Below are 26,097 nucleotides of genomic sequence, written 5' to 3'. Positions count from 1 at the left end.
TCTTCGTCTCGTCGCTGCGCTCCTCGCTCAGGGACCGGCATCCATCGGTCCCTGAGCGAGCGCAGCGAGACGAAGGGCGCCGCCGCGCGAGACGGGCGCCCGCCCGACTGCCGCCGCGCTCAGAGCACGATGTCGTCCGCGGAGCGGAGCAGGTGCCACTCGCCCGCCCGCACGGTGGCCGGCGCAAGCACGTCGGCAGCAGCCAGCGGCCCCACGTCGACGCCGGCGAGAGCGGCGATCTCCGCGATCGGCACCTGGAACGTGCGGAAGCCCCCGAGCGGGGCGACGGCGAGCAGACCGCTGCGGGTGTCGACGAGATCCGACTGGTCGAGCACGAACCCGGCCGCGGCGAGGGATCCTGACGAGACCCAGGCGGCGATCTTCCAGAAGCGCAGCGGGATCCGGATGCCGCGGTAGGGCGGGTCGTCGTCCTCGAGCACGGGCGCGGTGAACACCGACAGCCGCTGCCCGGTCGCCTCGGCGTACGCCATCACGTGGTCCTCCAGGCCCAGCCACAGCTCCGGGCCCTGATTGAACCGGGCCGCCTGCGGGGCCGCGTTCGGGTAGACGAAGGTGGCCTCCATCGCGGCGCGCGCCTCGCTCGGCTCTCCCCAGCCCGGGTCACGCCGGCGCACCAGGTGGCCGCGATCGAGGTCGTTGCCCGCGTACACGGCGGGACCGGTCTGCTCGTCCTCGTCGATCCGGGGATCCAGCCGCCACTCGCCGGTGCGCGGCAGATCCTGCAGGGCGGACCCGTCGATGTTCACGCCCGTCGCCACGGCGAGCCGGCGGCCCGGATCCAGCAGCACCGTGAACCGCGGATACGTGAGCTCGCGCACCTCGCGCGCCGGGCGCGGAAGCGCGACGGGAACGGAGAGGAAGCCGGACAGGTAGCCGTCGGTCATGCCTCCATCGTGGTCGATGCCGCCGACATGCGTCACGACCTGGCCGAACGCTCCGGTGATCGGATCCACATCCGTGCGTGACGGAAAGCTTGCGAAGGTGTAAGATTGCAGGGTTGCAAGTTTTAGCGCCGGCGACGGCGCCCGCGTCGATCGACGGAGTCCGCGGGCGGATCCGCCCCCGCTCCATCCCCTGCTCCCCCGGAAGGACCTCATGGCAACCGCCACCGACACCATCGCGACGGTCACCCCGCCCGCCCCGCGCGCGGCGCAGCCCATCATGACCCACAAGCAGATCATGCTCGTGGTCTACGGCCTGATGAGCGGCATGTTCCTGTCATCGCTCGCGCAGACCGTCTTCGGCACCGCGATCCGCACGATCGGCGACGACCTGCACGGCCTCGACCAGCAGGCCTGGGTCACCACCGCGTTCCTCATCACGTCGACCATCGCCGTGCCGATCTACGGCAAGCTCAGCGACATCTTCGGCCGCCGCCCGCTGTTCATCCTCGGGATCGTCGTCTTCATCCTGGGATCCACGCTCTCGGCCTTCTCGACGTCGATGATGATGCTCGCCGCCTTCCGCGCGTTCCAGGGCATCGGGGCGGGCGCCCTGATGGCGCTGCCGCTCGCGATCATGGGCGACATCCTCGCCCCGCGCGAGCGCGCCAAGTACCAGGGCTATTTCTTCGCGGTCTTCGGCATCGCGACCGTGATCGGCCCGCTCGTGGGCGGTCTTTTCGCCGGCGCGAAGGAGATCCTCTGGATCGACGGCTGGCGCTGGACCTTCCTCATCAACATCCCGCTCGGCCTGTTCGCCCTTTTCATGGTGATCACGTTCCTGCACCTGCCCAAGGTCGGAAAGCACAAGGGTCCGCGGATCGACTGGTGGGGGGCCGCTGCGGTGATCGTGGCCCTCGTCCCGCTGCTCATCGTGGTGGAGCAGGGCCGGGCCTGGGGCTGGGGCTCCGCCGGGGCCATCGCCTGTTACGTGATCGGCGGCCTGGGACTCGTCGCGTTCATCGTGATCGAGGCCCTCATGAAGGACGACGCGATCATCCCGCTGAAGCTGTTCCGCTCCGGCACGTTCTCGATGGCCACCGTGCTCGGGATCCTCGTCGGGTTCGCGATGTTCGGCGCCATGATGACGATCCCGCTGTACATGCAGATCGTCGTCGGCATGAACCCGACCGAGTCCGGTCTGTCCATGCTGCCGCTGATCGTCGGCCTGATGCTCGCCTCGCTCGCCTCCGGCCAGATCACCGCGCGCACCGGCAAATACCGGATCTTCCCCGTGCTGGGCACGCTCTTCACCGCAGTCGGGTTCTTCTCGCTCACCCTCATCCGGTACGAGACCCCGCTGTGGCAGATCTTCGCCGGCATGTTCGTGCTCGGCCTCGGGCTCGGCCAGCTCATGCAGCCGCTCACGCTCGCGAGCCAGAACTCCGTCGACCCGCACGAGATGGGGGTCGCCTCGAGCGCGGCCACGTTCTTCCGCCAGATCGGCGGAACCCTGGGCACGGCCGTGATGCTCTCCGTGCTGTTCTCGCTGCTTCCGGCCAACATCCTGCACGCGACCGCGGACAAGGCGAACCTCACGGCGGCCCTCGACACCGCACTGGATCCGGTGCAGGCCGGCAAGGCCGGGAACGCGGCGATCATGAAGCAGCAGTGGAGCCCGATCGTCGGCCCGCTGACGAAGAACATCCAGGAGCAGCTCGACAAGGGCGTGGCCGAGGGCGACGTGAAGGCGAAGGAGGCGGCAGACTCCGCCGTCACGGCTGCGGTGACCCAGGCCGTGGACCAGGCGGTCGCCGCGGGTCAGCTGCCCGCCGCGGCTGCTCCCGCCGTGATCGCGCAGAAGGCGGCCGAGGCGACGCCCGCTGCCGAGGCCACGGCGCACCAGCAGGTGCTGAAGGCCGTCGCCGAGAAGGCGCACGCCTCGGTGCAGGGCGACCGGGTCGCCGTGGACTGGGCCGACCACGACCAGCGCACCTACTGGGTCGACCAGATCGTGCCGACTCTGCAGGACGAGATCCAGAAGAAGGCGGACGACGCGTCGGGATCCTCCCCGGTGGCCGTGAACGACACCTCGTTCCTCACCGGCGCGGATGCGACGCTCAGCAAGCCGTTCATGATCGGGTTCATCCAGGGCCTCGTGACGCTGTACTGGGTCGGGCTCGGCGTGATCCTGCTGGCGTTCGTGCTGACGTGGTTCTTCAAGGTGCCGCCGCTGCGCGCACGCTCGGCCCTGCAGGAGCAGGCCGACAAGGCCGGCCTCACCGAGACCGGCACGATCAGGACGCATTCGGCGTGAGAGGTCGGGCGGACGCGCGTCCGCCCGCCTCCCGGGAGGCAGGAGAGATGACGGACATCGAGGATCCGGCTGCGACGGACGTGCACGCGGAGGCGTGCGGGCGCCGGGAGCGCAAGAAGCAGCAGACCCGGCAGGCGCTGCACGAGGCCGCGCTGCGGCTGGTGGACGAGAACGGGCTCGACGGCACCACGGTCGAGCAGATCTGCGAGGCGGTGGACGTGTCGCCGCGGACGTTCTTCAACTACTTCCCGTCGAAGGCCGCTGCGGCCCTCGATCTGCCCGACTCCGCCATCTCCCCCGCCGGCGCCGAGGCCTTCCGCGCCGCGGAGGGCGAGCTGGTGCCGGCCCTGTGCGAGCTCATCGGCGCCTCGATGGACGACGCTCAGCACCGCAAGCGCATGAAGGCGCTGGTGCTGCGCCGCCCCGAGCTCATGCCGGCCTTCGCGCAGTGGATGGGCAGTGTGCGCGAGCAGTACTACGCGCTGGTGCGTGAGCGCGCCGACGACGCCGAAGCCCTGGCCGCGGTCGCCCTCACCATGGCGGCGCTCAGCATGATCGTGCACGACGGCACCGCCGGCGGCGAGCGTCCGGGTGCTGCGCGGCTGCTCGAGGCGGTGGAGCAGCTCGTCGCGGCCCGCACGGTCGCGCTCTCCCCCGTCGCCGCGCCTTCTCGCGCCTGATCCCCCATCCCCGAGCACTCCCCGCCCTCATCCTGACTGCGCCGAGCCACCCCCTTTGCCCCGAGCCGCCCCCTTGCACACCGCGTGCAAGGGGGCGGCTCGGCGAGAAAGGGGTGGCTCGGCGTTCGTGGAGTGGGCGGATCGCACCCAGCAACCTCATAGCGAAGCTGCGTTTGCGCAACCTTTCCGATCGTGTAATCTTGCAGAGCTGCAACATTCTTGCCGCCAACGTCGGCGCCCGCGCATCGCATGCCGACGACGGGCTCCGGCGTCCTTGAACCATTCGAAGGGGCTCCATGTCCACCGCAACCGCAACCACAGGGGCGACGCGCGCCGACCACGCGCAGAACGCCCCGATCATGACGCACAGGCAGATCCTGCTCGTCATCTACGGCCTCATGGCCGGCATGTTCCTGTCGTCGCTCGACCAGACCATCGTCGGAACGGCGATCCGCACCATCGGCGACGACCTGCACGGTCTCGACCAGCAGGCCTGGGTGACCACGGCCTACCTGATCACCTCGACGATCTCGGTGCCGATCTACGGCAAGCTCAGCGACATCTTCGGCCGCCGTCCGCTGTTCCTCTTCGGCATCTCCGTGTTCATCGTCGGCTCGGTCCTCGCGACGTTCTCTTCGTCGATGCTCATGCTCGCCGCCTTCCGCGGTGTCCAGGGCATCGGCGCCGGCGCGCTCATGTCGCTGCCGCTCGCGATCATGGCCGACATCCTGGCGCCGCGCGAGCGCGCGAAGTACCAGGGCTACTTCTTCGCCGTGTTCGGCATCTCCTCGCTGATCGGCCCGCTCGTGGGCGGCCTGTTCGCGGGCGCGAACGAGATCCTCTGGATCAACGGCTGGCGCTGGGTGTTCCTCATCAACCTGCCGATCGGCCTCATCGCGCTCGGCATGGTGATCGCCTTCCTGCACCTGCCCAAGGTCGGCAAGCACAAGAACCCGCGCATCGACTGGTGGGGGGCGACGGCCGTGATCGTGGCGCTCGTGCCGCTGCTGCTCGTGGCCGAGCAGGGGCGCGAATGGGGCTGGGCCTCGTTCGCCGCCATCACCTGCTACGTCATCGGCGGGCTCGGTGCGATCGCGTTCGTGCTCATCGAGATCGCCATGAAGGACGACGCGATCATCCCGATCCGGCTGTTCCACTCGCGCCCGTTCTCCTGGGCGACCGGCATCGGCGTGCTCGTCGGCTTCGGCATGTTCGGCGCGATGATGACGATCCCCCTCTACATGCAGATCGTCGGCGGGCTCACCCCGACCGAGTCCGGGTTCGCGATGCTGCCCATGGTCTTCGGCCTCATGGGATCCTCGATGGCCGCCGGCCAGATCACCGCGCGCACCGGCAAGTACGGCATCTTCCCGCGCACCGGCACGCTGATCATGGCCCTCGGCTTCCTGCTGCTGACGTTCGTCTCCTACGACACCCCGGTGTGGTTCATGATGGTCGGCATGTTCGTGGTCGGCCTCGGCCTCGGCCAGCTCATGCAGTCGCTGGTCATGACGAGCCAGAACGCCGTCGAGGCCCAGGACATGGGCGTCGCGACGAGCGCCGCCACGTTCTTCCGTCAGATCGGCGGAACCCTGGGCACGGCCATCATGCTCTCGATCTTGTTCACGCTGCTGCCGACGAACATCGTGCACAGCATGGCCGACAAGCCCACGCTGACGAGCGCCCTGAACGCGGCTCTGGATCCGGCCGTCGCCGGCGAGAAGAAGAACCAGGCCGTGATGAAGCAGCTGTGGGACCCGATCGTGGGGCCGCTGGAGGCGAACATCCAGACGCAGCTCGACAAGGGGACCGCGGAGGCCAAGGCCGCGGCGGGCAAGGCCGTCACCGACGCGGTCACGGCAGGCGTGAACCAGGCGGTCGCCGCCGGGCAGCTGCCCGCAGCCGCCGCGCAGAGCGTGATCGATCAGAAGGTCGCCGAGGCGACCCCGGCCGCCGAGGCCAAGGCCCTGCAGACCGTGGCCGACAAGGCGCACGGCACCGTGCAGGACGGCAAGGTCGTCGTGGACTGGTCCGACAAGGATCAGCGAAGCTACTGGGTCGATCAGCTCGTGCCGAACATCGTGAAGGACATCGACAAGGGTTCGTCGAAGGCGTCGAGCGGATCCAACTCCTCGGTCAGCGACACGTCGTTCCTGAACGGGGCGGACCCGGCCCTCACCAAGCCGTTCATGGTCGGTTTCACCAAGGCCATCGACGTCATCTACTGGGTCGGCTTCGGTGTGCTGATGCTCGCCTTCGTGCTGACCTGGTTCTTCACGGCACCGCCGCTGCGGACGCGCTCTGCTCTGCAGGAGCGGGCGGACGCCGCCGGCGTCAGCGAGACCGGTACGATCAGGGTCCAGAGCGCCTGAGCGATGCAGCCGGGGCGGGCACGTCCCGCCCCGGCTCCGCGCACGAGGAGAAGAAGATGAGCATCGCGAACACCGTCGGTGAAGGCCGGCGCGAGCGCAAGAAGCAGCAGACCCGGCAGGCGCTGCACGAAGCGGCCCTGCGCCTCGTCGAGGAGCAGGGCCTGGACGGCACCACGATCGAGCAGATCTGCGAGGCCGTCGACGTCTCGCCGCGCACCTTCTTCAACTACTTCCCGTCCAAGGCCGCCGCCGCGCTCAAGCTGCCCGAGTCGGGCGTCGAGGCGGAGGTGGAGGCGCGCTTCCTGCGGGCCGAGGGGGAACTCGTCCCCGCGCTCTGCGAGGTCGTCGGATCCTCGATGGACGTCGGCATGGACCGGCAGCGGATCAAGGAGCTGCTGATGCGGCGTCCCGAGCTGCTGCCGGCGTTCTCGCAGTGGATGGGATCCGTCCGCGAGCAGCTCGTGGAGCTCGCCGAGCGCCGCGCCGCCGACCACGACGAGGCGATGCGCGCGGTCTCCCTCGTGCTCGCGGCCATGAACGTGCTCGTGCACACCCGCACCACGCCGGACCGCCCGGGCGCCGAGCGGCTGCTGCAGGCGCTGGACGGCCTCGTCGACGTCCGGTCGGCGCGGATGTCGGATCCGGAGCCTACGCTGGACGCGTGACCTCCCCCGTCCTGGAGCGGCTCGCTCTGCCGCTGCGCACCGAACGGCTCATCGTCCGCGCGAGCACGGCGGATGACGCCGACGCAGTCTGGCGCTACCGGCGCCTCGACGAGGTGAACCGCTGGCTCACGACCGCCCCGCAGGACGCCGCCGCGTTCCGCGCGCACTTCGCGGATCCGGAGCGACTGGCGGTCACGCTGCTCGTGGAGCTGCCCGGCACCGGGGTGATCGGCGACGTCATGCTGCGCGTCGAGGACGCCTGGTCCCAGGCCGAGGTGCGGGACCGCGCCGTGGGCGTGCAGGCGGAACTGGGCTGGGCCATGGACCCCGCGCATCAGGGGCGGGGATATGCGACCGAGGCGGTGCGTGCGGTGATCGCCGTGTGCTTCACCGAGCTCGGCCTGCGACGGGTCAGTGCCGGCTGCTTCGCGGCGAACGAGGCGTCCTGGCGGATGATGGAGCGCCTCGGCATGCGGCGTGAGGAGCACAGCCGCGAGACCGCGCTGCATCGCAGCGGCGAGTGGATGGACGGCATGAACTACGGTCTTCTGGCCTCGGAATGGCGCGCGTTGACCGTTTGAGAGCGCATTCCGATCGCCGCGCGGAATCGCCTGGACACCCGTGCATGCCCTCGCCTAATGTGGACCGCGCGCACCTGAAGAGAGTCGCTCCCGCCTGACGTCCCCAGCGAAGGCGGTAGGTCTTCCCCAGAGACCGGCGGCTCGTGCGTGCATGGGCCCCCTCGGCGCATCCAGTCCCCAATGGATACCCCGGGGGGGCCGCTTCGCCCCCAGTATTCCGATGTACTGCATGGTAGACCCGCGGACCACAATTTGTCCCCCTTTTGGGGGACAAATTCTCTGAACATGCGTTATGCTGTTCTCAGACGCACCCTCCGGTCGTCCTGGGTCCCCATCGCTCCCCCCGCGGTGGGGACCCGCTCCATTTCCGGGGAGTCCGCATCCGGCGGCGGCTGCCATGCGCCCGCCGCCATGCGCATACGGCCCCGTCACGTCGTGCAACATTTGCGTCACCTTGTCACCCGGGGTGTTGCGATGAGGTGCCTCTCGGATAGCGTTAGCCTTGTCGGCGCGTTTGCTCCGACGTAAGCCCAAGCAAGAAGGCAGTACATGACTCAGGGCACGGTTAAGTGGTTCAACTCGGAGAAGGGCTTCGGCTTCATCTCCCCCGATGACGGTGGGGCTGACGTGTTCGCGCACTACTCCGCCATTGCGACGTCCGGTTACCGCTCGCTCGACGAGAACCAGCGCGTCGAGTTCGATGTGGCGCAGGGCCCCAAGGGCCTGCAGGCCGAGAACATCCGTCCGCTCTGAGCGACACGGACTCCTGACTCCCCCGGGGCTTCGGCTCCGGGGGAGTTCTCTTTTGTGCGGGGCGCCCTCCCCCGTCGCGAGAGCGGACCCCGGTCGCGAGACCGACGTTCCGATCGTCGGTTCCGGGACGTGGATTCGGTCTCGCGGATGGCTCCGACCGCCGAGGGACCTCGAACGGAACGGATCCCGTCACGCCTGCGGGAGCAGGATCCGCAGCAGCTGCTCCGGCGTGGCGACCTCGGCGATCGCGCCGTCCGACTCCCCCGGCTCGCCGAAGCCCCAGGTCACAAAGATCACCGGCACGCCGAGCGGCGCGGCTCCCTCGACGTCGTGCTTGCGGTCACCGATCAGCACGGGCCGGCTGATGTCGACGCCCGCCTCAGTGAGCCGCTGCAGGGCGCGGCGGAGCACCGCCTCCTTGCCGTCGTGCAGTCCCGCGGCGTCGGGCAGGGCGCCCGCGACCACGACGAAGTCGTCCATGAGCTCGTAGTGCTCGAGGATCGCGAGCACCTGGTTCTCCGGCTTCGAGCTGGCCGTCGCCTGTGGGATCCCCGCGGCCTTCACGGCCCGCAGCGCTTCGGCCACCCCGGGATAGATCCGCACGCTTGCGGCGTAGCCGTCACGGGCGGCGAGCTCGCGATACCGCCGCATCGCGATGTAGGCGTCCTCGACCGACAGTCCGGCGCGATCGCGGAACGACTCGAACATGGGCGGACCGATCCACTGGGAGAGCTCCGTCGCCGCCGGCTCGGGGAGCCCGAACGACGCGAAGACCTCGATCAGGCGCGGCAGGATCCCGGCCGAGGCGTCGGCGATCGTGCCGTCGACGTCCCAGAGGACGCAGGTGTACGGGGGAACGGACATGTCCATGCCTCTCTTGGAATGAAGGGGTCAGAACAAGCGGGGCGCGCCGGAGGAGATGCCCTTCATGTCCTCGTAGTCGAGCACGAGGCAGCGGATCCCCCGGTCCTCGGCGAGCACACGCGCCTGCGGCTTGATCTCCTGGGCCGCGAACACGCCCTGGACGGGCGCCAGATGCGGATCCCGGCCGAGCAGCTCCAGGTACCGGGTGAGCTGCTCCACCCCGTCGATGTCGCCGCGGCGCTTGACCTCGACGGCGATGGCGACGCCGTTCGCGTCGCGCACCATGAGATCCACCGGGCCGATCGCGGTCGGATACTCGCGGCGCACCAGGGTCGCGCCGTCGGCGATGCGGTCGACCTGCTCGGCGAGCAGACGCTGCAGATCCGCCTCGACGCCGTCCTTCTGCAGGCCCGGATCCACGCCGAGCTCATGGGCGGAGTCGTGCAGGATCTCGTAGATCTGCACGCGCAGCGCGTCGCCGGTCTTCTGGTGCGTGACGCGCCACACCTCGGTCACGCCTGCGGACGCCTCCTCCTCCCCCGGCTGCTCGGACTCGAGACGGCACGGCGGGCTCATCCAGTTCAGCGGCTTGTAACTGCCGCCGTCGGAGTGCACGAGCAGGCTGCCGTCGCCCTTGTGCACCAGCAGGCGCGTGGCGAGGGGCAGGTGGGCGTTGAGGCGGCCGGTGTAGTCGACGGCGCAGCGGGCGATGACGAGACGCACCCGAAGAGCCTAGCCCGCGATGCTGCGACGCCTGCACGATCACGCTGCGTCTGCGGGACGGATCCGCGGATCCGGTCGTGCACGCGTCGTCAGGTCCTGCAGACGTCGCGGGGGAAGCCGGTTCCGTGGGACGGCGATGCGGCGCTCAGTCGTCCGAGACCTTCTCGTCGACGCGGAGCGGGCGTGCGGCCCCCGAGAACAGGCCGGACAGCGCCGCCAGCACGACGAGGATGTACAGCGTGTTGAGCAGGCCGATGTGGTTGCTGATGAACCCGAGCACCGGCGGCCCGCTGAGGAACGCGATGTAGCCGATCGTGGCGGCGGCGCTCACGCGTGCGGCGGCCTTCGCCGGGTCGTCCGCGGCGGCCGACATGCCCAGCGGGAAGCCGAGGGACGCACCGATGCCCCACAGCGCCGCGGCGACGAACACCAGCGGGGTGCTCGGCGCGAGGATGAACAGCAGGATGCCGGCGGCGGCGGTGATCGCGAGGGTGCGCAGCACGAGGACGCGGCCGAACCGGTCCACCAGGGGGCCGCCGAACAGCCGCACGACGGTCATGGCGACGGAGAAGGTGGCCAGCGCCGCGGCGCCGAGCGCCGGGCCGGCGTGGTGGTCCTCCGAGACGCCGAGCGCCAGCCAGTCGTTGGCGCCGCCCTCGGCGAACGACATGCCCAGCATCACGATGCCGAGGAAGTAGGTGCGGGGCTCGCGCCACGCCTCCAGCGCGGTGTGCATCCGATCCCGCCAGTGCGGCTTCTCCTCGGGCTGCGGATCGAGCGCCGCCTCGCGGTTCGGCACATTCGCCCAGCACGCGACCGCGACGAGGGCGATCACGGCCGCGATGAGAGTGGTGTGCGCCGTGACGTTCCATCCGGACTGCACGAGGAGGGCGCCGATGCCGGCGCCGATGACCGTGCCGAAGCTGAAGAACGCGTGGAACACGGGGAGGATGGTCTTCCCCATCTGCTGCTCGATCGCCGTGGCCTCGACGTTCATCATGACGTCGAGGGATCCGTTGCCGAACCCGAACAGCACCAGGCCCGCGATCACCACCGCCGGGGAGCTCAGCACGTTGGTTCCGAGCCCGACGAGGCCGACCCCGACGGCGAAGGTCAGCATGGTGACGAGCATGCCGAGGCGGGCGCCGGTGCGCGCCATGACCGCCGGACTCGTCGAGATGCCGACGATCGAGGAGATGCCCATCCCGAGCAGCAGGACGCCCATCTGTGCGTTGTCGATGTGCAGCGCGAGCTTGATGTCGGGGACCCGCGACGCCCAGGTGGCGATGGACAGACCGCTGGCGAGGAAGATCGCGAAGATGGCGATGCGCCAGCGCACGAACTGGGAGCGGGTGAGAGCGGTGTCCATCCGGTCAGTGTATCGAATCGATTCGATCTCTGTAATCCCAAGGGTGTTATTGTCGAGGAATGAGCTCGGATCCGGACGCCGGGGCGCCCCGGCGCCGCGCGACGATCGCCGATGTGGCGCGCGCCGCAGGTGTGAGCCCGTCGACGGCGTCGGTCGTCTTCAGCGGCAAGGCGCCCGTTGCCGAGCGCACCCGCGAACGTGTGCTCGCGGTCGCCGCAGACCTCGGCTACACCGGTCCCGATCCGCGCGCGGCCTCGCTCCGGCGGGGTCGGAGCGGCATCGTCGCCGTGACGGTCGAGGAGCACCTGCGCACCGCGTTCCTGGATCCGATCAAGACCGCGACCATGGACGGCCTCACCGACGGTCTGGCCGCGCTCGGCGCCGGTGTGCTGCTGCTGCGCGACGACCCCGACGCGGCGCCGGACGCACCGACCCTCGCCACGGCGCCGATCGACGCGGCCGTGCTCATCGGATGCAGCGGGCGCATGCGGGAGACGCTCCAGGCCGTGCGCAACCGGGGACTGCCGGTCGTGGTGATCGAGGGCGATGCGGGGGAGGGCGTGCCGCGCATCGAGCTCGACAACGTCGAGGCCGCGGCCCAGATCGCGCACCACCTGCGCGCCCTCGGGCACCGCGACATCGGTGTGGTGACCCTCTCCTTCGACGGGGAGCGGGTCCGCGGCGACGCGACGCCCGAGCGCATCGCCGGGATCACGACCCCCGTCACCAAGGACCGCCTCGACGGCACGCTCTCGGTGTTCCCCGACGCCCGCGTGGTGTCGGCGGGCGGCAGCTTCATCGACGAGGGCGTGCTGGCCGGGCGGCTGCTGTTCGCCGACCCCGAGCATCGACCCACCGCCGTCATCGCCCAGAGCGACCTGCTCGCGGCCGGCGTCATCCGCGCCGCCGAAGAGGCGGGGCTGCGGGTGCCCGAGGACGTCAGCGTGGCAGGCTTCGACGGCATCGCGGTGGACGGGCTCGGTGACCACATCCTGACCACCGCCGTGCAGCCCGCCGTCGAGAAGGGACGCGCGGCGGGTGACGCCGTCGCACGGCTGCTGGCCGGGGAGCCCGCGGCGTCGATCAGCTTCACCTGCGCCTTCCGGGAGGGCACGACGACCGGTCCGGCGCCCGGCTTCGTGGGATAGATTCCGGATCCGGCATACACCGGGATCCGGGGCGTGGGAACGTTCAGCCTCTAAGCTGGATGTGAACCCGCCCGCCTGTGTCGACCTGCCCGGCCCACGCCGAGACCGCAGAGACCGACGAGCCAGAGGAGACCGCCATGCTGACGCTCCTCGCCGTGTTCGCCCTCGCCTCGCTGCTGCTGCCGCTGCTTGTCGCCTGGATCGGGGCGCGCGCGTTCGCCGTGGCGGCTCTCATCCCGACCGCGGCCTTCATCCACACTGCGGCGCTCACCCCGCGCGTGCTGGCCGGTTCCGCCGCGGATCCCGCCGTGCTGCCGCACGAGTCGGTCGAGTGGATCCCCCAGCTCGGCATCGCGCTCTCCTTCCGGCTGGACGAGCTGAGCTGGCTGCTCGCGCTGATCGTCACCGGCGTCGGCGCTCTGGTGCTGCTGTACTGCCGCTGGTACTTCCGCGGCTCCAAGGAGGGGCTCGGCCAGTTCGCCGCCGTGCTGCTGGCGTTCGCCGGTGCGATGTACGGCCTCGTCACCACCGACGACCTCGTGCTGCTGGTGATGTTCTGGGAGGTCACGAGCATCCTGTCGTACCTGCTCATCGGGTACTACCACCGCCGTGGCGCGAGCCGCCGTGCGGCCCTGCAGGCGCTGCTGGTGACGACCCTCGGCGGGCTCGCCATGTTCATCGGCGTGGTGTTCCTCGCCGTCGACGCGGGCACCTCCAGCATCTCCCGGATCCTGGAGATCGCGCCGAAGGGCCCTCTCGTCGATGCGGCGATCGTGCTGCTGCTCGTCGGCGCCCTCAGCAAGTCGGCGATCTTCCCGTTCCACTTCTGGCTGCCCGGCGCGATGGCCGCGCCGACGCCCGTCAGCGCCTATCTGCACGCGGCCGCGATGGTGAAGGCCGGCATCTACCTCATCGCCCGGTTCGCGCCGGTGTTCGCCCTGTCGGGTCCGTGGCGCCCGATCACGATCGCGCTCGGCGTCTTCACCATGCTGCTGGGCGGGGTGCAGGCGCTGCGGGAGACCGACCTGAAGCGCATCCTCGCCTTCGGCACGGTGAGCCAGCTCGGCTTCTTCACGATCGTGCTGGGCTACGGCACGCCGGACGCGATGCTCGCGGGGCTCGCCCTCGTGCTCAGCCATGCGCTGTTCAAGTCGTCGCTGTTCCTCATCGTCGGCGTCATCGACCGCCAGCTCTCCACGCGCGACGTCACGGAGATCAGCGGCGTGGGGCGGCAGGCCCCGCTGCTCGCCACCGCCGGCTTCCTCGCTGTGGGATCCATGATGGGGAGCCCCCCGACGATCGGCTTCGTCGCGAAGGAGTCGACGCTCGCGGCGCTGTTCGACGAGGCCATGCGCGGATCGCCGTGGGGCATCGTCGCGCTCGTCGGCGTGATCCTCGGATCCATCCTCACGGCGGCATACGGGGCGCGCTTCCTCTGGGGCGCGTTCTGGCGCAAGAAGGACGCCGCCGGCGCCTATATGCCTGAAACAGAATGGCCGGCTCCGCCGTTCGGATTCCTGGTGTCGCCGGTCGTTCTCGCCGCGGGCACCGTCGTGCTCGGGCTGCTGGCGTCGGCGGTGAGCGTGGCGCTGCACGGTTATGCGGACGACGCGAAGGCCCCCGGCTACGACGGCTCTCCGCTGGATCCGGGTCATCTCGCGCTGTGGCACGGCCTCGCGCCGGCGCTGTTCCTCTCGCTCGCCGCCGTGCTGCTCGGCCTGGCGCTGTTCCCACTCACGCGGCGGCTGGGCTGGGACAGCGCCCCGCGCCTGCTGCCGTTCACCGCACAGGACGCGTACTACCTCGTCATGCGCAATGTCGACCGGCTCTCCGTCGTCACCACCACGATCACGCAGCGTGGTTCGCTGCCGATCTACGTCGGCACCATCTTCGTCGTGGTGATCGCGGGGGAGGCCACCGCGCTCATCGCGGGCGGCCCCGCGAACGCCGAGCTGAGCGCCTGGCACACCCCGGTGCAGCTGGTGGTGGCGCCCATCATGATCGGTGCGGGGCTGCTCGCGATCCGGGCGAAGAAGCGCTACACCGGCGTCGTGCTGGTGTCGGTCACCGGGCTCGGCATGGTGGTGCTGTTCGGCACCAGCGGCGCGCCCGACCTGGCCCTCACCCAGATCCTCGTCGAGACGGTCACCCTGGTCACGTTCGCGCTCGTGCTGCGGCGGCTCCCGGCACGGATGGGGGAGCACAACGCCTCGGTGGGCCGGGTGCCGCGCGCGATCCTGGGGGTGGCGGCGGGCGTGATGATGGCGCTCGTGGCGATCGTCGCCACCGGATCCCGGGTCGCGGAGCCGATCTCCGAGGCGTTCCCGAAGCTCGCGTACGAGCTCGGGCACGGCAAGAACGTCGTGAACGTCGCCCTCGTGGACCTGCGCGGCTGGGACACGATGGGGGAGCTCTCGGTGCTCGTGCTCGCCGCCACGGGTGTCGCGTCGCTCGTGTTCGTCACGCACCGCGCCGACCGTCTCTCGGCGACCCGGGCGCTGCCTGAGGGCCAGCGCCGCGCGCACCGGCGTCCGCTCGTCGAGACGACCGAGGGCGTGCGGGTGCAGACCGCGGGCGACACCGCGCCGCGGGCGTGGCTCGTGGGCGGAGGCAACGTCAAGCCGGAGAACCGCTCGATCCTGCTCGAGGTGATCGTGCGGATCCTGTTCCACACGATCATCGTCGTCTCGATCTACCTGCTGTTCGCCGGGCACAACGCCCCGGGCGGCGGCTTCGCCGGAGGCCTCGTCGCCGGCATGGCGCTGGTCATGCGCTACATCGCCGGCGGTCGCTGGGAACTCGGCGCCGCCGCGCCGACCGATGCCGGGCGCCTGCTCGGAGGCGGTCTCATCCTCGCCGTCGGCGCGGCCGTCGTGCCGCTGTTCTTCGGACTCGCCCCGCTGTCCAGCGCGGTGTGGGAGGCGGAGATCCCGGTGATCGGGCACCTCGAGTTCGTGAGTTCGACGATCTTCGACATCGGCGTCTACCTCGTCGTCATCGGGCTGGTGCTCGATGTGCTGCGCAGCCTCGGGGCCGAGGTCGACCGGCAGACGCTCGAGATGCGCGCGCGGGGGGTGGATGTCTGATGGACGTCTCCCTCGTGCTCATCGTGATCATGGCCGTGCTGTTCGGATGCGGCGTCTACGCGATGCTCGAGCGCAGCCTCACCCGGGTGCTGATCGGGTTCCTGCTGCTCGGCAACGCCGTGAACCTGCTGCTGCTCATCGTGATGGGCCGGCCCGGGCGTGCGCCGTTCTACGGCGGTTCGATAGGCTCCGCGACCGAGGACGTGAGCGATCCCCTGCCGCAGGCGCTCACCCTCACGGCCATCGTGATCACGTTCGCGGTCTCGGCGTTCCTGCTGGCGCTCATCTACCGCTCCTGGCAGCTGGGCAAGGCCGACACGGTCGAGGACGACGAGGCCGACATCGCCGTGCGCGGCCGCACCGAGGTCGAGGAAGACCTCATGGACGACGAGGTCGACCTCGAGGACGAGGACGCGACCACCGACTTCGTGGGCGTCGCGACCGCCCCGATCCGCGTGCTGCACGCCAAGGACCATGCCGCGCTCGTCGACGACGCCCCCGTGGACCGGCCGGATCCCGGCCCGCTGCCCGGCGGAGGTCCGGGATCGGCAGGCCCGGGCGCGTCGACGGGCTCAGCCACCGAGCCGGGGGAGGGCGACCAATGAGCGCCCTCGTCCCGCTGCTCGTCGCGCTGCCCCTGCTGGGGGCCGCGATCACCCTCGTCTTCGGCCGGAACACCCGGATCCAGGTGATCGTCACCGTCGCCACGCTCGCCGCCGTCTCGGTGATCGCCGCCACGCTGCTCGTCGCAGTCGATCAGGCCAAGCCGATCGCGGTGATGGTGGGCGGCTGGCCGGCGCCGTTCGGGATCGTGCTGTACGTCGACCGGCTCGCGGCGCTGCTGGTGCTCGTATCGAGCATCGTGCTCGTCGCGGTCCTGCTCTTCTCGGTGGGCCAGGGCGCCGCGGACGGCGCCGAGGAGACCCCGATCTCCATCTTCAACCCGTCGTATCTAATCCTCGCCGCGGGCATCTTCAACGCGTTCATCGCGGGCGACCTGTTCAACCTCTACGTCGGCTTCGAGATCCTGCTCGTGGCGTCCTACGTGCTCATCACCCTCGGCAGCACCGAATCCCGGATCCGCACCGGCGCGGTCTACATCGTCGTCTCGCTCGTGTCCTCGGTGCTCTTCCTCGTCGCGATCGCACTGATCTACGCCGCGCTCGGCACGGTGAACATGGCGCAGATCGCCGAGCGCATCGAGGAGATCCCGCCGAGCACGCAGCTCGTGCTGCACCTCATGCTCGTGGTGGCGTTCGGCATCAAGGCGGCGGTCTTCCCGATGTCGTTCTGGCTGCCCGACTCCTACCCGACCGCACCCGCGCCGGTGACCGCGGTGTTCGCGGGCCTGCTCACGAAGGTCGGCGTGTACGCGCTGATCCGCACCGAGACGCAGCTGTTCAACGTCTCGAGCATCAACACGCTGCTCATGATCGTGGCCCTCGCGACCATGGTGATCGGCATCCTCGGCGCCGTGGCGCAGGCCGAGCTGAAGAGGATCCTGTCGTTCACGCTGGTCAGCCACGTCGGCTACATGGTGTTCGGCCTCGCGATCGCGACGCCGGCGGCGATCGGCGCGACGGTGTACTACATCGTGCACCACATCATCGTGCAGACCACGCTGTTCCTGGCGGTGGGCCTCGTGGAGCGCAGGGCGGGCAGCACGTCGATCCTCAAGGTGCGCGGGCTCATGAAGGCCGCGCCGCTGATCGCCGTGCTCTACTTCGTACCGGCGATCAACCTCGGCGGCCTCCCGCCGTTCTCGGGGTTCATCGGAAAGTTCGCCCTGTTCCAGGCGGCGGCGCAGGTCGCGACGCCGCTGATCTGGGTGCTCATCGTCGGCGGCGTGCTCACCTCGCTGCTCACGCTGTACGCCCTCATGCGCGCGTGGAACCTCGCCTTCTGGCGCAGCAAGGACGAGACGCCCGAGGAGATGGAGAACGAGCGCATCGCCCACCTCGGCAGCGCGCCGGCCGCGGATGAGCAGCAGGAGCGGCGCCGGATCCCCACGATCATGACCTTCGCCACCGGCGGCATGGTCGCCGTGACCCTGGCGCTCACGGTCTTCGCCGGCCCCATCTACGGGCTCTGCGAGCGGATCGGCGCCAACCTGCTGCAGCCGGTGCACCTCGACATGCTCGACGGGGACGGAGCGTCGTCATGAGCCCCGACGTGAAGCGCACCCGCTGGCGCGAGATCGGCGTGCAGCTGCCGTTCCTGCTCTGGCTGGTCGTGCTGTGGATGCTGCTGTGGGGCCAGTTCACCGTGCTCGCGGCCGTGACCGGCATCATCGTGGCGCTCATCGTGACCCGCGTGTTCCGGCTGCCGACGATCGAGCTGTCCGGGCGGATCAACCTGGTCTGGACGGCGGTGCTGGTGGTGCAGTTCCTCGCCGCGGTCGTACACGGCTCGCTCAGCGTCGCCGCGCAGGTGCTGAACCCGCGCCGCGCGCCGCGGTCGGCGATCATCGCGGTGCCGCTGCGCTACGCCGACGACCTGGTCATGACCCACGTCGCGGTGACCTCGTCGCTCATCCCCGGATCCCTCGTGGTGGAGGCGGAACGCGACACCCGCACGCTGTACCTGCACGTGATCGGCGTGCGCTCGCTCGACGACGTGGAGCGGCAGCGCGCCGGCGTGCTGCGCTGGGAGCGCCGCATCGTCCGGGCGCTCGGCTCGCCGACGCAGGCCGCTCTGCTGCGCGCCGACGAGCGCGCCGAGAAGGAGGGCCGCCGATGAATCCGCTGCTGCTCGTGATCATGGTCGTCTTCGCCGTCGCGGCGATACTCACCGTGATCCGCATCGTCATCGGCCCGTCGATCCTGGACCGCGCGGTCGCCGCCGACGTGCTGCTCACGGAGGTCATGTGCGTGCTCGGAGCCGACATGGCGATCAACCACCACACTCGCACGCTGCCGGTGCTCATCGTGGTGGCCGCGGTCGGCGTCTTCGGATCCATCTCGGTCGCACGGTACGTCGCACGCAGGGACAACACCCCCTCATGAACGGCGCAGGCAGGAGGGAGGAGCGATGAACGTCTTCGAGCTGAGGATCCCGGATGCGGTGGTGGACATCGCCGTCTGGATCCTCGTGCTGATCGGCGCGGTGCTGTGCCTCACCGCCGCGATCGGGCTGCTGCGCCTGCGGGACGTCCCGAACCGGCTGCACGCTGCGACTAAGCCGCAGGTGCTCGGTCTGCTGCTGATCTGCCTGGCGATCGCGCTCTCGCAGCGCTCGGTGGTCGGGATCGTGCTGGGGCTGCTGCTCGTCGCGCCGGTCGTCCTCATGCAGTTCGCCACCGCGCCGCTCTCGGCGCACATGGTCGGGCGCCAGGCGTACCGCAACGGCACGATCGACGAGCGCTCGCTGGTGGTGGACGAGCTCGCCGACTCCAAGCGCACCCCGCCCGCCGGGTAGGGCAGGCAGCCCGGATCCGCTTCACCTGCTGTTTCCCCTCGGGCGGTACCCTGAGCGCGCACGCGCCCGGCGTGCGCCGCTGGAACGGAACCCGATGCAAGACATCCTCGATCGCGCCGCACTCGCGGCGACGCCGCGCACGCTGATCGACATCCTCGTCGACACCGCGCGGCGGCACCCGGACGCCTCCGCGATCGAGGACGCGGCCGGCGCCCTCAGCTACGCCGAGCTGCTCGCCCAGGTCTGGCGCACCGCGGCACGGCTCCGCGAGCAGGGCGTGCTGCGCGGCGACCGGGTCGGGATCAGGATGCCCTCGGGCGGCCGCGAGCTGTACCTCGCGATCCTCGGCACGATGGCCGCGGGGGCCGCGTACGTGCCGGTCGACGCCGACGATCCCCAGGAGCGGGCCGACCTGGTCTTCGGCGAGGCGAAGGTGCGCGGCGTGATCGGTGCCGGCGGGGTGTTCACCCCTGTCGAGGAGGGCGCCGCGGAGGCGGACGCAGTGCCGGCCGCCGAGCTCGTCGAAGCGTCCGACTCCGAGCTGGTCCCTTCGACAGGCTCAGGGACCGGGGGGTCGGTGACCGGCGATGGCCCCTCGACAGGCTCAGGGACCGCGGGAGGCGCAGGGACCGCGGGGCCGGGACCCGGTCTGTTCGACGGCGACGACCCGCATCCCAGCTCCGTCGCGATCGGGACCGTGCCGCATCCGCTGCCCCTCGATGACGCGTGGATCATCTTCACGTCCGGATCCACCGGGGTGCCCAAGGGTGTCGCGGTCACGCACCGCTCCGCCGCCGCCTTCGTCGACGCCGAGGCGAACCTGTTCCTGCAGCACGCGCCGATCGGACCGGGCGACCGCGTGCTGGCCGGGTTGTCCGTGGCGTTCGACGCCTCGTGCGAGGAGATGTGGCTGGCGTGGCGCCACGGCGCGTGCCTGGTTCCCGCGCCGCGGGCGCTCGTGCGGTCGGGCGAGGACCTCGGGCCCTGGCTGCTCGGGCACGGCATCACGGTGGTGTCGACCGTGCCGACGCTGGCGGCGCTCTGGCCGCAGGACGCGATCGAGAACCTCCGGCTGCTCATCTTCGGCGGCGAGGCGCTGCCGCCCGAGCTCGCGGCGCGCCTCGTGGGGGAGGAGCGCGAGGTCTGGAACACCTACGGCCCGACCGAGGCCACCGTCGTCGCCTGCGCGGCCGAGATGAACGGGGAGGCGCTGCGCGCGGGGGAGCCGGTGCGGATCGGCCTGCCCCTGGACGGGTGGGAGCTCGCGGTCGTCGACGGCGAGGGCAACCGCGTCGCCGAGGGCGAGGTCGGCGAGCTCGTGATCGGCGGGGTCGGGCTCGCGCGGTACCTGGATCCGGCCAAGGACGCGGAGAAGTACGCGCCGATGCCGTCGCTGGGCTGGGAGCGCGCCTACCGCTCGGGCGACCTCGTGCGGTACGAGGAGGCGGGGCTCGTGTTCCAGGGGCGCGCCGACGACCAGGTCAAGATCGGCGGCCGCCGCATCGAGCTGGGGGAGGTGGAGGCCGCGCTGCAGAATCTCACCGCGGTGACCGCCGCGACCGTCGCCGTGCAGCGCAGCGAGGGCGGCATCCCCCTGCTGGTCGGCTACGTGGTCCCGACGCAGGGCTTCGACCGGCAGACAGCGCGCGCCGAGCTCGCCGAGACCCTGCCCGCACCGCTCATCCCGCTGCTGGCGGTCATGGACGAGCTGCCCGTGCGCACCTCGGGCAAGGTCGACAAGGCCGCGCTGCCGTGGCCGCTCACCGATCCCGACGCCGACGACTCCACGCTCACGGGCACCGCGGCGTGGCTCGCCGAGCAGTGGTTCGCCGTGCTCGGCACGCGTCCGCTCGACGAGGACGCCGACTTCTTCCAGCTCGGCGGAGGATCCCTCGCGGCCGCGCAGCTCGTGAGCCGGATCCGCTCCCGTGCGCCCGAGTTCACGATGGCCGATGTGTACGACCTGCCCCGGCTGCGCCGCATGGCCGACGCGGTCGAGGCGGAGGCGGGCGACGAGGAGCCGGATCCCGGCGACTTCCACGAATCGCGGCCGACGCCGCGTCGCATGCAGTGGATCCAGACGCTGCTCGGCGTCCCGCTGTTCGTGCTCGGCGGGATCCGCTGGGTGCTGTGGCTGCTCACCGGAAGCGCGATCCTGCACCTCGTGCCCGGGTACGACTGGCTGCCGACCGCGCCGGTATGGCTCATCGTCGCGGGCCTCGTGGTGTTCGCGACGCCGTTCGGCCGGATGGCGATCGCGGCGGTCGCTGCCCGGCTGCTGCTCGCGGGGGTCCGCGCGGGCGACTATCCGCGCGGCGGCGGCGTGCATCTGCGGCTCTGGCTCGCGGAGCAGGTCAGCCACCAGATCGACCCGGTCGGGTTCGCCGGCGCTCCGTGGGTGAGCTACTACGCCCGTGCCCTGGGCGCGAAGATCGGACCGGACGTCGACCTGCACACGCTTCCCCCGGTGACCGGCATGCTCGACATCGGCCGGGGTGCGGCGATCGAGCCCGAGGTCGACCTCTCCGGCTACTGGATCGACGGCGACGTCGTGCGCATCGGCGGGATCCGGATCGGCGCCGGTGCCGTCGTCGGCGCGCGCAGCACCCTCGCGCCCGGCACGCGCATCGGACGCGGCGCGGAGGTCGCTCCCGGCTCCGCGGTGTTCGGGCGCGTGCGCGCCGGGCAGCGCTGGGCGGGCTCGCCGGCGGTGCGCGTGGGCGGCAAGTCGGCCCCGCTCGCGCCCGAGCGTCCTCCGACGCCACGGCGGTGGCTGTGGGCATATGCCGCCTCGAGCATGGGCCTCGGCTTGCTTCCCGTGATCGCGTTCGCCGTGGGCGCGCTCGTGCTCGTGCAGGGCGCCCGCGGAGCCGCCTCGCTCGGCGCGGCGATCCCGGGGCTGGCGCTCTGGCTCGTCCCCGCCGTCCTCGTGACCGGGATCGTGTTCGCGGGCCTGGTCGTGACGACCACGCGGCTGCTCGCGATCGGGCTGCGCGAGGGGATCCATCCCGTCCGCGGCCGGGTCGCCTGGCAGGCGTGGACCACCGAGCGCCTGCTCGACTCCGCGCGCACGCTGCTGTTCCCCCTCTACGCGAGCCTGTTCACACCGGTCTGGCTGCGGCTGCTCGGCGCGGAGGTCGGCAAGGAGGTGGAGATCTCGACGGTGCTGCTGATCCCGTCGATGACGACGATCGACGACGGCGCGTTCCTCGCCGACGACACGATGGTCGCGTCTTACGAGCTCGGCGGGGGCTGGATGCGCCTCGCCGCCGCCCGCATCGGCAAGCGCGCGTTCCTCGGCAACTCCGGCATGGCCGGCGCCGGCCACAAGGTGCCCAAGGACGGGCTGGTCGCTGTGCTCTCGGTCGCGCCGGACAAGGCGAAGGCGGGATCCTCCTGGCTGGGGTCGCCGCCGGTGCGTCTGCGCCGCGTCGTGAACGAGGCGGATCTGGAGCGCACCTATCGCCCGCGCGCGTCTCTTCGGGTCGCCCGGGGGCTGTGGGAGCTGTGCCGCCTCGTCCCCGTGATCCTCACCTGCGCTCTGGGCCTCGCGGTCCTGCTGGCGCTGGCCGCGCTCGCCGCATGGCTGGGGCTCGGCTGGACCGTGGTGCTGTCCGGTCTCGTGCTGCTCGCCGCCGGCGCGGTGGCGGCCGGCTGCGCGACGGCGGCGAAGTGGACCTTCGTCGGGCCGATCCGCGCGGGGGAGCACCCGCTGTGGTCGAGCTTCGTGTGGCGCACGGAGGTGGCCGACACGTTCACCGAAATGATGGCGGCGCCGTGGTTCGCCAACGCCGCGGCGGGAACTCCGGCGCTCGCCGTGTGGCTGCGCACGCTCGGCGCGAAGATCGGGCGCGGCGTGTGGACCGACAGCTACTGGCTCCCCGAGCCCGATCTGGTTACCCTCGGCGACGGCGCGACCGTGAACCGCGGCTGCGTCGTGCAGACGCACCTGTTCCACGACCGCGTCATGAGCATCGACACGGTGACGCTCGAGGCGGGCGCCACGCTGGGCCCGCACAGCGTGATCCTGCCCGCCGCGACGATCGGATCCGACGCGACCGTGGGGCCTGCGTCGCTCGTGATGCGCGGCGAGAGCGTGCCGGTCGGCAGCCGCTGGAGCGGCAACCCGATCGGTCCCTGGCGCGCCGTGAAGGTGCGCACCTACCAGGCGGCCGAGTGAGACCCGGGACCGCGGTGAGCGCCGCGCCGCCAACGGGCTCGGATCTGTGAGCATGGAACGGTGAGCCCCGACGACTACACGCCGCACAGCGGCGACCGCCGCTACCATGTCGAGCACTACGACCTCCGCATCGACTACCGGCTCAGCACGAACCGGCTCGACGGGGTCGCCGTGGTGCGCGGCCGCGTGCTCGAGGCCACCAAGAGCGTGTCGCTCGACCTCGTCGGCCTCAGGGCGACCAAGGTCCAGGCGCCACGGGGAGCTTCAGGAGGGAAGGGTGGCCGGATCGGGTTCACCCAGACCGACCGCAAGCTCAAGATCGCGTTCGGCCGGGAGCTCGCCGTCGGCGAGCCCTTCGAGATCTCCATCGCGTACGGCGGCGCTCCCCGGCCCCGCCGCACCCGCTGGGGCACGCTCGGATGGGAGGAGCTGGAGGACGGCGCGATCGTCGCCTCGCAGCCCATCGGCGCTCCGTCGTGGTTCCCCTGCAACGATCACCCGAGCGACAAGGCGAGCTACCGCCTCACGATAACGACGGATCCCGGCTACACGGTCGCCGCGGCCGAGCCGGTCTCGACGTCGACCAGGGGCGGGCGCTCCACGTGGGTGTTCGAGCGCTCCACTCCGACCCCCACGTACCTCGCGACCGTGCAGATCGGGAAGTATGTCTCGCGCGGCATGGATCTCGCCGGCGTCGAGGGGCAGGTGCTCCACCCGCCGGCGCTCACCGCGCGCGTGCAGGCGGATCTGGCCCCGCTGCCGCGCATGATGGCGGTGTTCACGGAGGCGTTCGGGCCGTACCCGCTGCCCTCCTACCGGCTCGTGGTGACCGCCGACGACCTGGAGATCCCGCTCGAGGCGCAGGGCATGGGCGTGTTCGGCGCCAACCACATCGATGGCCGGGGGACTCTGGAGCGCCTCATCGCGCACGAGCTCGCGCACCAGTGGTTCGGCAACAGCGTCGGCGTCGCCCGGTGGCGTGACATCTGGCTCAACGAGGGCTTCGCCTGCTATGCGGAGTGGATCTGGTCCGAGCGCAGCGGCGGGCACAGCGCGCATGCCAAGGCGCTCGGGCACTGGGCGGCTCTCGCCGCGCAGCCGCAGGACCTCGTGCTCGCCGATCCCGGCCCCGAGCTCATGTTCGACGACCGGGTCTACAAGCGCGGCGCTCTGACGCTGCACGCGCTGCGGCTGACCGTCGGCGACGACGTGTTCTTCCGGATCCTGCACGCGTGGACCGAGCGGTTCGCCGGCGTCACGGCCACGACCGAGGACTTCCGGACGCTCGCGGCCTCCGTCGCGGGCCGTCGCCTGGAAGCGTTCTTCGACGCCTGGCTCGACCTGCCGCCGCTGCCCGAGCTGCCCGCGGCCCCGGCAGCCGGAGCGCGGGTCGAACCGGCGCCGGTCACGGAGGCGCTGAATGTGAATCCCCGCGCCGCGGGCGGCCGCTGAGGAGGGATCGTCCAGATCCGGGGCGAGCGCGGTGACAGCGCGATGGTGGATGGAAGCGAATCCGGATCAGCCCTGCGCGACCGGCGAACCGTGCGCGCCCGAGGAACCCTGCGCACCGGCACCCCGTTCCGCAGCGCGCAGGATGCTCGTCGCCATGCCGGCGAAGATGATGCCGTGGAAGGGCACCAGGGCGGCCCAGTAGAGACGACCCGATAGACCCCTGGGAAAGAAGACTGCGCGCTGCCGGTAGCGGCTCCCGCGGTCCGTGCTCTCGACGGCAAGCTCGAGCCAGCCCCTGCCGGGCAGGCGCATCTCCGCTCGCAGCCGCAGCGCGCGTCCGCGCTGGATCGACTCCACCCGCCAGACGTCCACGACGTCCCCGGTGTTCAGCCTTGAGGGGTGCCGGCGCCCCCTGGTCATTCCCACTCCGCCGGACAGGCGGTCGATCCAGCCACGTGCAGCCCAGGCCAGGGGGGACGAGTACCAGCCGTTGGCGCCGCCGATCGACTCGATCACACTCCACACCGCCTCAGGTGGCGCGACGCTGTCTCGTTCCCTCGTATCCGTGAAGACCCGTTGCCCGGCCCACTCGGGGTCGCTCGGAAGAGGGTCGCTCGGCGCACCGGGCACGGTGGCGCTCTGCCAGCTCGTCTCGACCTCACCGGCCCGCTCTCGCCGCAGGGCGAGCCGCACGGCGACCCGATAGGGGAGCAGGCCACCGGGAGGATCCGGGATCCATTGTGCGATGTCGTGCTCATGGGCGACGCAGTCGTTCTGCAGCGAGGCGATGATGGGCACCGCGATCCGGCGCGGAACGGGTGTGACGAGGTTGACCCACTGCGAGGCCAGCCAGGGAGTCAGCACCGGCAGCGCCGCGATCGGTCTCTGCGGCAGTCCTGCCTCGAGCGCGTAGCCGTTCATCATCTGCCCGTACCGCAGCACGTCGGGTCCGCCCAGATCGAACGTCCGGTTGAGCTCCTGGTCGATCGTCACCGATTCCACGAGATAGCGGAGCACGTCGCGCACGGCGATCGGCTGCACGTGATTGCGCACCCAACGGGGTGCCGGCATATAGGGCAGCACCTCGGTCAGGTGCCGGATCATCTCGAAAGATGCCGACCCCGAGCCGATGACGATGCCGGCCTGCAGCACGATGGCGGGCACCGGACCGTCGAGGAAGACCTGCCCCACCGCGGCTCGCGATGCCAAGTGCTCCGAGAGAGCGGCCTTCTGCGGGTGCAGTCCGCCGAGGTACACGATGCGCTGCACGCCGGATTCGCCCGCCGCGGCGGCGAACGTCTGGGCATGGGCCTTCTCGGTCCTGGCGAATCCGCTGCCCGCCGTCATCGAATGCACCAGATAGAAGGCGACGTCGACACCCTGCATCGCGGCGCGCACGCCCCGCGCGTCGGCCAGGTCGGTCTCAGCCACGTGCACGCGGTCCCGCCACGGCACGTCGGTCAGCTTCCAGGCCGCTCGCACCAGGCAGGTCACCTCGTGGCCTGCCTCGAGCAGCTGCGGGACGAGGCGCCCGCCGATGTACCCGGTCGCTCCTGCCACCAGCACGTGCGTCATGTCGTCGCGCTCC

The 26,097-nt window shown here is 70.9% G+C and carries 20 protein-coding genes; 15 read left to right on the top strand and 5 right to left on the bottom strand.

The window, feature by feature from the left end; all coding sequences use genetic code 11:
- Positions 1-119: 119 nt before the first annotated feature.
- On the bottom strand, positions 120-905 hold the full coding sequence (locus AERO9AM_RS04650) for a DNA/RNA non-specific endonuclease (RefSeq protein WP_159577367.1): 786 nt from the start codon (positions 903-905) through the stop codon (positions 120-122).
- Between the two features lie 211 nt (positions 906-1,116).
- On the opposite strand from AERO9AM_RS04650, the gene AERO9AM_RS04645 reads away from it, so the two are divergent.
- The 6 genes from AERO9AM_RS04645 to AERO9AM_RS04620 all read left to right on the top strand — a co-directional run bounded on the left by AERO9AM_RS04645 (position 1,117) and on the right by AERO9AM_RS04620 (position 8,270).
- The gene (locus tag AERO9AM_RS04645) at positions 1,117-3,219 is read left to right on the top strand and encodes an MDR family MFS transporter (protein WP_442923250.1); all 2,103 of its coding nucleotides are present in this window, start codon (positions 1,117-1,119) and stop codon (positions 3,217-3,219) included.
- Between the two features lie 47 nt (positions 3,220-3,266).
- On the top strand, positions 3,267-3,899 hold the full coding sequence (locus tag AERO9AM_RS04640; RefSeq protein ID WP_159575101.1) for a TetR/AcrR family transcriptional regulator: 633 nt from the start codon (positions 3,267-3,269) through the stop codon (positions 3,897-3,899).
- 296 nt (positions 3,900-4,195) lie between these two features.
- Positions 4,196-6,271, top strand: coding sequence for an MDR family MFS transporter (locus tag AERO9AM_RS04635; protein ID WP_236602480.1), 2,076 nt, complete (start codon positions 4,196-4,198; stop codon positions 6,269-6,271).
- 56 nt (positions 6,272-6,327) lie between these two features.
- Complete coding sequence (locus AERO9AM_RS04630; protein WP_159575100.1) at positions 6,328-6,936, top strand: TetR/AcrR family transcriptional regulator; 609 nt, start codon at positions 6,328-6,330, stop codon at positions 6,934-6,936.
- On the top strand, positions 6,933-7,517 hold the full coding sequence (locus AERO9AM_RS04625) for a GNAT family N-acetyltransferase (RefSeq protein ID WP_201298584.1): 585 nt from the start codon (positions 6,933-6,935) through the stop codon (positions 7,515-7,517). Before AERO9AM_RS04630 ends, AERO9AM_RS04625 begins: the two co-directional genes overlap by 4 nt.
- Before the next feature lie 549 nt (positions 7,518-8,066).
- Positions 8,067-8,270, top strand: a complete 204-nt coding sequence (locus tag AERO9AM_RS04620) for a cold-shock protein (RefSeq protein ID WP_159575099.1) — start codon at positions 8,067-8,069, stop codon at positions 8,268-8,270.
- Between the two features lie 189 nt (positions 8,271-8,459).
- On the opposite strand, the gene AERO9AM_RS04615 is transcribed toward AERO9AM_RS04620, so the two are convergent.
- The 3 genes from AERO9AM_RS04615 to AERO9AM_RS04605 form a co-directional block, all read right to left on the bottom strand.
- Entirely contained in the window at positions 8,460-9,134 is a 675-nt protein-coding gene (locus AERO9AM_RS04615; protein WP_236602479.1) for an HAD hydrolase-like protein, read from the bottom strand.
- A gap of 27 nt (positions 9,135-9,161) precedes the next feature.
- Positions 9,162-9,857 carry an endonuclease NucS gene (nucS, locus tag AERO9AM_RS04610; RefSeq protein ID WP_159575097.1) on the bottom strand — a complete coding sequence of 232 codons (696 nt, stop codon included), beginning with the start codon at positions 9,855-9,857 and terminating at the stop codon, positions 9,162-9,164.
- Positions 9,858-10,002: 145 nt separating this feature from the next.
- A complete protein-coding gene (locus tag AERO9AM_RS04605; protein ID WP_159575096.1) occupies positions 10,003-11,226 on the bottom strand; it encodes an MFS transporter in 1,224 nt (407 codons plus the stop codon).
- Between the two features lie 59 nt (positions 11,227-11,285).
- Between AERO9AM_RS04605 and AERO9AM_RS04600 the strand changes: the two genes are divergently transcribed.
- From AERO9AM_RS04600 to AERO9AM_RS04560, 9 genes are all read left to right on the top strand, one after another.
- Positions 11,286-12,374, top strand: a complete 1,089-nt coding sequence (locus AERO9AM_RS04600; RefSeq protein ID WP_159575095.1) for a LacI family DNA-binding transcriptional regulator — start codon at positions 11,286-11,288, stop codon at positions 12,372-12,374.
- 137 nt (positions 12,375-12,511) lie between these two features.
- Entirely contained in the window at positions 12,512-15,460 is a 2,949-nt protein-coding gene (locus tag AERO9AM_RS04595; RefSeq protein ID WP_159575094.1) for a Na+/H+ antiporter subunit A, read from the top strand.
- The gene (locus tag AERO9AM_RS04590) at positions 15,460-16,065 is read left to right on the top strand and encodes a Na(+)/H(+) antiporter subunit C (RefSeq protein ID WP_159575093.1); all 606 of its coding nucleotides are present in this window, start codon (positions 15,460-15,462) and stop codon (positions 16,063-16,065) included. The genes AERO9AM_RS04595 and AERO9AM_RS04590 overlap by 1 nt, the downstream gene beginning before the upstream one ends.
- Complete coding sequence (locus tag AERO9AM_RS04585) at positions 16,062-17,624, top strand: Na+/H+ antiporter subunit D (RefSeq protein WP_159575092.1); 1,563 nt, start codon at positions 16,062-16,064, stop codon at positions 17,622-17,624. The genes AERO9AM_RS04590 and AERO9AM_RS04585 overlap by 4 nt, the downstream gene beginning before the upstream one ends.
- Entirely contained in the window at positions 17,621-18,199 is a 579-nt protein-coding gene (locus AERO9AM_RS04580) for a Na+/H+ antiporter subunit E (protein ID WP_159575091.1), read from the top strand. Before AERO9AM_RS04585 ends, AERO9AM_RS04580 begins: the two co-directional genes overlap by 4 nt.
- Positions 18,196-18,465: a monovalent cation/H+ antiporter complex subunit F gene (locus AERO9AM_RS04575; RefSeq protein ID WP_045250261.1), complete on the top strand. Its 270-nt coding sequence runs from the start codon at positions 18,196-18,198 to the stop codon at positions 18,463-18,465. The genes AERO9AM_RS04580 and AERO9AM_RS04575 overlap by 4 nt, the downstream gene beginning before the upstream one ends.
- Positions 18,466-18,490: 25 nt before the next feature.
- Positions 18,491-18,877 (top strand): monovalent cation/H(+) antiporter subunit G, encoded by a 387-nt coding sequence (mnhG, locus tag AERO9AM_RS04570; RefSeq protein ID WP_159575090.1) that lies wholly within the window; start codon positions 18,491-18,493, stop codon positions 18,875-18,877.
- A 94-nt stretch (positions 18,878-18,971) separates the two neighbouring features.
- Positions 18,972-23,057, top strand: a complete 4,086-nt coding sequence (locus AERO9AM_RS04565) for a Pls/PosA family non-ribosomal peptide synthetase (protein WP_159575089.1) — start codon at positions 18,972-18,974, stop codon at positions 23,055-23,057.
- Between the two features lie 60 nt (positions 23,058-23,117).
- Positions 23,118-24,509 carry a M1 family metallopeptidase gene (locus AERO9AM_RS04560; RefSeq protein WP_159575088.1) on the top strand — a complete coding sequence of 464 codons (1,392 nt, stop codon included), beginning with the start codon at positions 23,118-23,120 and terminating at the stop codon, positions 24,507-24,509.
- Positions 24,510-24,575: 66 nt separating this feature from the next.
- Here AERO9AM_RS04560 and AERO9AM_RS04555 read toward each other — a convergent pair whose 3' ends face one another.
- On the bottom strand, positions 24,576-26,084 hold the full coding sequence (locus tag AERO9AM_RS04555) for an SDR family oxidoreductase (protein WP_159575087.1): 1,509 nt from the start codon (positions 26,082-26,084) through the stop codon (positions 24,576-24,578).
- Positions 26,085-26,097: the final 13 nt, after the last annotated feature.

The sequence above is a fragment of the Microbacterium sp. 8M genome (genome assembly GCF_902506375.1).
In the GTDB taxonomy this organism is placed as follows: Bacteria; Actinomycetota; Actinomycetes; order Actinomycetales; family Microbacteriaceae; genus Microbacterium.
This window is presented reverse-complemented; position numbering and strand designations above follow the sequence as displayed.

Coding starts and splice junctions, on each gene's coding strand:
- AERO9AM_RS04650 (WP_159577367.1), bottom strand. CDS start 905: ATGACCGACGGCTACCTGTCCGGCTTCCTCTCCGTTCCCGTCGCGCTT.
- AERO9AM_RS04645 (WP_442923250.1), top strand. CDS start 1,117: ATGGCAACCGCCACCGACACCATCGCGACGGTCACCCCGCCCGCCCCG.
- AERO9AM_RS04640 (WP_159575101.1), top strand. CDS start 3,267: ATGACGGACATCGAGGATCCGGCTGCGACGGACGTGCACGCGGAGGCG.
- AERO9AM_RS04635 (WP_236602480.1), top strand. CDS start 4,196: ATGTCCACCGCAACCGCAACCACAGGGGCGACGCGCGCCGACCACGCG.
- AERO9AM_RS04630 (WP_159575100.1), top strand. CDS start 6,328: ATGAGCATCGCGAACACCGTCGGTGAAGGCCGGCGCGAGCGCAAGAAG.
- AERO9AM_RS04620 (WP_159575099.1), top strand. CDS start 8,067: ATGACTCAGGGCACGGTTAAGTGGTTCAACTCGGAGAAGGGCTTCGGC.
- AERO9AM_RS04615 (WP_236602479.1), bottom strand. CDS start 9,134: ATGTCCGTTCCCCCGTACACCTGCGTCCTCTGGGACGTCGACGGCACG.
- AERO9AM_RS04605 (WP_159575096.1), bottom strand. CDS start 11,226: ATGGACACCGCTCTCACCCGCTCCCAGTTCGTGCGCTGGCGCATCGCC.
- AERO9AM_RS04600 (WP_159575095.1), top strand. CDS start 11,286: ATGAGCTCGGATCCGGACGCCGGGGCGCCCCGGCGCCGCGCGACGATC.
- AERO9AM_RS04595 (WP_159575094.1), top strand. CDS start 12,512: ATGCTGACGCTCCTCGCCGTGTTCGCCCTCGCCTCGCTGCTGCTGCCG.
- AERO9AM_RS04590 (WP_159575093.1), top strand. CDS start 15,460: ATGGACGTCTCCCTCGTGCTCATCGTGATCATGGCCGTGCTGTTCGGA.
- AERO9AM_RS04585 (WP_159575092.1), top strand. CDS start 16,062: ATGAGCGCCCTCGTCCCGCTGCTCGTCGCGCTGCCCCTGCTGGGGGCC.
- AERO9AM_RS04580 (WP_159575091.1), top strand. CDS start 17,621: ATGAGCCCCGACGTGAAGCGCACCCGCTGGCGCGAGATCGGCGTGCAG.
- AERO9AM_RS04575 (WP_045250261.1), top strand. CDS start 18,196: ATGAATCCGCTGCTGCTCGTGATCATGGTCGTCTTCGCCGTCGCGGCG.
- mnhG (WP_159575090.1), top strand. CDS start 18,491: ATGAACGTCTTCGAGCTGAGGATCCCGGATGCGGTGGTGGACATCGCC.
- AERO9AM_RS04565 (WP_159575089.1), top strand. CDS start 18,972: ATGCAAGACATCCTCGATCGCGCCGCACTCGCGGCGACGCCGCGCACG.
- AERO9AM_RS04555 (WP_159575087.1), bottom strand. CDS start 26,084: ATGACGCACGTGCTGGTGGCAGGAGCGACCGGGTACATCGGCGGGCGC.